Source organism: Xylophilus sp. ASV27, from assembly GCF_016428875.1.
Taxonomy (GTDB): Bacteria; Pseudomonadota; Gammaproteobacteria; order Burkholderiales; family Burkholderiaceae_C; genus Xylophilus.
Genome location: NZ_JAELTO010000456.1, coordinates 1 through 237 on the forward strand (window position 1 = coordinate 1; position 237 = coordinate 237).

At 59.9% G+C, this 237-nt stretch carries 1 protein-coding gene; it reads left to right on the forward strand.

All coding sequences use genetic code 11. The features are described from left to right. Position 1 precedes the first annotated feature (1 nt). A partial coding sequence (locus JHD63_RS23765) for a transposase (protein WP_233168580.1) occupies positions 2-237 on the forward strand: 236 nt, incomplete at its 3' end.

Here is a 237-nt window from a genome sequence, read left to right on the forward strand (position 1 = left end):
GTTGTACAAAAAGATCAAGCCGTTGCTGCCAGTCGTGAAGCCTTCGCCCAAGGGAGGCAGACCGCGACTGAGTGACGAATTGGCCCTCAATGGCATTCTTTTTGTGCTGTGCACGGGCATCCCCTGGGAAGAGCTCCCCCAGGAACTGGGCTGGGGCAGTGGCATGACTTGCTGGAGGCGGTTGCGCGATTGGCAGGCTGCAGGGGTGTGGCACAACCTGCATCTGGCTTTGCTGGG